2 protein-coding genes and 1 pseudogene are annotated in these 4,485 nt (G+C 31.8%); 2 read left to right on the forward strand and 1 reads right to left on the reverse strand.

Going from position 1 to position 4,485, the window contains the following annotated elements:
• Nucleotides 1-2,461, reverse strand: a pseudogene (locus ACIQ2S_RS11655) (translocation/assembly module TamB); the annotation flags it as partial.
• A gap of 237 nt (nucleotides 2,462-2,698) precedes the next feature.
• Here ACIQ2S_RS11655 and tsaD point away from each other — a divergent pair.
• Both tsaD and ACIQ2S_RS11665 read left to right on the forward strand, forming a co-directional pair.
• Nucleotides 2,699-3,721 (forward strand): tRNA (adenosine(37)-N6)-threonylcarbamoyltransferase complex transferase subunit TsaD, encoded by a 1,023-nt coding sequence (gene tsaD, locus ACIQ2S_RS11660; RefSeq protein ID WP_396176180.1) that lies wholly within the window; start codon nucleotides 2,699-2,701, stop codon nucleotides 3,719-3,721.
• Nucleotides 3,721-4,425 (forward strand): 16S rRNA (uracil(1498)-N(3))-methyltransferase, encoded by a 705-nt coding sequence (locus ACIQ2S_RS11665; RefSeq protein WP_396176182.1) that lies wholly within the window; start codon nucleotides 3,721-3,723, stop codon nucleotides 4,423-4,425. Before tsaD ends, ACIQ2S_RS11665 begins: the two co-directional genes overlap by 1 nt.
• Nucleotides 4,426-4,485 lie beyond the last annotated feature (60 nt).

A 4,485-nucleotide genomic window follows, 5' to 3' on the forward strand; every position in this document is an offset into this window, starting at 1 on the left:
ATACACCATGGAGCACCAAACCTTCAATTTCAGGTATAACCATATCCAAATTTACCTGATTAAAATTTAAATTTAAATCCTTTTTAGTAGCACCGATGATGCTTCCGTTTAAGAATATCTCCTGATTTTCATGACTAAGTTTAAGTTCGTCAAATTGAAATGATTCAAAGTTACGGTCTATTACAATTCTGTTTTTTCTGTTATCTTCTTCATTTAAAAACCAAAAATTATTCTTGAAAAACAACTCAGATTTTTGAATTCCTACCACATTATTTTTGTCTTTATCAATGGTGTGATACATGTTCAAATTGTAAAAATCAGTACCTGCCTTTCCTCCTTTAAATTCAGTGTGCACCAATAAGGAATCGTTTTTAGTTACATTAATCAAATTAAACGCAGCTATTTTATAATACTTGTTTTTGATGCTGTCAATTTCAATAAATGTGTTAAAAAGAGGATTTTTATTATCTACTTCAATTGCTATTTTCTCAAAGTCAAATTCATTTATTTTTATATCTGGAGAAGTAAAACTTAGCTTAAAATCGTTTGTATCGGCTTTAATTGATCCGTTCACAAAAGTGTTGGGACTAACAGAAATATCCGGATAAAAAACTTCAATAATTTTATTGTAAATTGAAAAATTGAACCTTAAATATTGCCCTTTTCTAACTTTGTTAGAGGTATAATTTCTGAAGGTACTACCTAAGGAATTTTCTACTAGTAAGGTTAATTGCTCAAAATCAAACTTACCAACAACAGAACCTTCTATGATATCTGGTGAATTTATTTCAATAGTGCGTTCCCGATTTTGGTCGAATGTGGAACTAATATTAAAATCATCAAACACATAAATATCTCTGGTATTTTGATAAGATGCATGTTCAAATGTAATTTCACCGTGTATAGTATTCAGCGTATTGCCTGCCAATTTCGCAGCTATATCTCCTTTAAAAATAGCTGTACTATCGTTTGTGATTAAATTTAGTTCATACAAATTTGCATAATCAATTTTGGCATCAAAATCATACACATTTTCTTTTTTTGAAACATCAACCAATCCTGCAAAATCCATAAATAAATTAGGGTCATTTACATGTATTTTGCCACTAAAATAGGGCTTCTTAAAAACACCTTTCAGAGTGATATCAGCATAATTATAATTGTTGTATTGAATTTTATTAATCTTGCCGTCAATTTTTGTATTAATCAAATCTTTTGTAAACCCTTTTCCGTTCACATCAACATTCAATGACACCAAACCCAAATCAGAATTATCAATAAAATTTCCAACATTGAATTTGTCTAATATAATCTTCCCCTTATAGGAGGAATTATCAATATTTTTGATATCTTGTATTTGCAAATCAGAAAAAACCGAACCCAAAGCAGAGTTCATAGTAAAAACCGTCTCAATTTGAGAAGTTGAAATTTGAGAAGTCCCATTTAGTGTAAACTGACCAAGTTTTTCCATGGCACTTGGCAGTGTTTTACCAAGAATGTTTGGCAATAAATTTGTTAAATCTCCGTAGTTGGATGTAAGCTTTTCAAATGTACCATTCATTAAAAATCCTTCGGAATCTTCTGCAAAAAGATTTTGAAAGCGGATATCACCATAAATTTCAGTACTCTTATCACCTTTAAGAACGAGATTGTTGATTTTTAAGTCGTTAAGAATACCTTTTACGTCGCCTTTAAGATTAAATGTATTATCTGATCCAATTTCTTCGTAAAAATAACGAATGTCGTTTGTTGCTAAAAAAGAAGAATCTATTTTAATATCAAATACGACCTTATTATTAAAATCTGCAAAATCTTCTTTATCAGCATCATAAAGCAAGGCAATATCGCCATAAAAAAGTGATTTTTTAGTCCGAACTTTTAATTTTTCTAATAAAAGATTCTTTTTGGAATAGGTAAATTTTGTTTCCAAGTTTTGAACCACCAGACCTCTGTAATCTTTGAATTGCATTTGCTGAATTCCAAAAGTCAAATCAGTTCCGTAAATCTTAAAATCATCAATATTCGTTTGGATATTTGAAAAATCTAAAATTTTTGATGTTTTTTGGTTGTCATCAGACATTAAAAACCGACCCTCATTAATTTGAATAGTACTTGCCGTCATTAAAAATTTTCCTGAAGACGGCTTATCCGACTCAAAAGCACTTACAAAATAATCTAAATTGGTACTTGTTTCTTTTTTGTAAGTTTTTAAATTAAAAAGAATTTTATCTAATTTAATATCCCCTAAAAGTAAATCGCCATCGATAAGTTTTTTGAAGTTTTGAAGTTTTGTTTGCAACCTATTCACATAAATCAATGTATCCTTATGATGATCTCGAATGAGCACTTTTTTAAGTTTTACAGTTCCAAAAACAGAAATTGAAACCTGTTCAACGTTGATATCAGTACCAAAATCCTCATTTAAACTATTGGTTACATAATTTCCAATTTTGGTTTGCACAAAAGGCAATGTGAGTAAGGTGCCAACAAGCAGCATTAAAATAATGATTCCAATTAAGGACCGAACGACTATTTTTCTAAATTTCTTAATACTCTTTTACTTTTATAATTTTGCGGTTTTTAAAGCAAAAACACTATTTTTACACCTAACAAAAATATATAATTTTAACGTACTATTTTTACATTTGTTGCGTCTAAATTATTCCTAACAAATATAAGTCAAAATCCGTGCCTCTTTATGTCAAAAGAACCCATTTATATTTTAGCTATCGAAAGTTCTTGCGATGACACAGCTGCTGCCGTTCTAAAAGATGAATGCGTTTTATCAAATTTGGTTGCCAGACAAAGCATCCATGAAGAATTTGGTGGCGTAGTTCCTGAGTTAGCTTCCAGAGCTCACCAACAAAATATTGTTCCCGTGGTGGAAATGGCTTTGCGAAAAGCCGGCGTTGATAAAAGTAAGTTGCACGCCATTGCTTTTACCCAAGGTCCCGGTTTGATGGGATCACTACTTGTGGGAAGTTCGTTTGCAAAATCGTTTGCCATGGCTTTAAAAATTCCGCTGATTGCAGTGAATCATATGCAGGCACATATTCTGGCACATTTTATTGATGAAGTAGGATTTGACAAACCTACATTTCCTTTTTTAGCGTTAACCATTTCCGGTGGACATACACAGATTGTAAAGGTTAATGATTTTTTTGACATGGAAATTATTGGTGAAACTACCGATGATGCGGTAGGAGAAGCGTTTGATAAAACGGCCAAAATACTTGGTTTTCCTTATCCGGGCGGCCCTTTAATTGATCAATTTGCAAAAGAAGGAAACCCTAAAGCATATGCATTTACCAAACCAAAAGTAGAAGGTTTGAACTTTAGTTTTTCGGGACTCAAAACACAAATACTGTATTTTATTCAAAAGAATGTTGCCTTTCATCCCAATTTTATAGAGGAAAACAAAGCCGATATCTGTGCATCAGTTCAAAATGTTATTATACAAATTTTGATGGACAAACTCAAATTGGCTGTTGCACAAACAGGCATCAATCAAATAGCTATTGGTGGTGGCGTTTCGGCAAATACAGGAATTAGAAAAACATTAAAAGAAGCTGAAGAAAAATACGGATGGAAAACCTATATACCAAAATTCGAGTACACAACCGATAATGCTGCAATGATTGGAATTGTGGGTTATCAAAAATATTTAAAGCAACATTTTGAAAGTGCTTCCGTAGTTTCAAAAGCACGAATTGAATTTTAATGCAACTATTTTATTTCAAAAATATAAACGCTCATTCTACTTCTTTTTCGTTTGATAAGGAAGAGAGCAAACATATTTATAAAGTATTACGAAAAAAAGAAGGTGATGTACTTTTTGTAACCAATGGTTTAGGCCTTTTGTTTAAAACGAAAATTACTCTGGCATCTGATTCGAAGTGCACGGTTGAAATTCTATCCATTGAAACCACAGAAAAACAAAAATACCAGCTTCATTTAGCGGTAGCTCCAACCAAAATGAATGACCGTTACGAATGGTTTTTAGAAAAAGTTACAGAAATTGGCGTTCAAGAAATAACGCCCATTATTTGTGACCATTCGGAGCGAAAAGTTATTAAAACCGAACGGTTTGATAGGATTGTGCTTTCGGCAATGAAGCAATCCAATCAAGTTTTTTTGCCAATTTTAAACGAGCCAATTGCATTCAAAGACTTTATTAAAAAATCAAATAGCGGGCAAAAATTTATTGCTCATTGCGAGGAAACGACTAAGAAAATGTTAACGGAAGTTGTACAAGCAAATCAAGATTGCACCATCTTAATTGGACCCGAAGGCGATTTTTCGTTAAAAGAAATTGAAATTGCTTTAGAAAACAATTACAATCCGGTATCTTTAGGAGCCACAAGACTGCGAACGGAAACAGCTGCTATGGTTGCGTGTCATACAATTGCACTTATTAATGAATAATTTTATTTTCAAATGAAAAACATCGCTGCTACTTTACTTTTATTGAGTTTTATTCTGCAT

Origin of the sequence: Flavobacterium sp. (genome assembly GCF_044371705.1) — a bacterium.
Lineage (GTDB): Bacteria > Bacteroidota > Bacteroidia > Flavobacteriales > Flavobacteriaceae > Flavobacterium.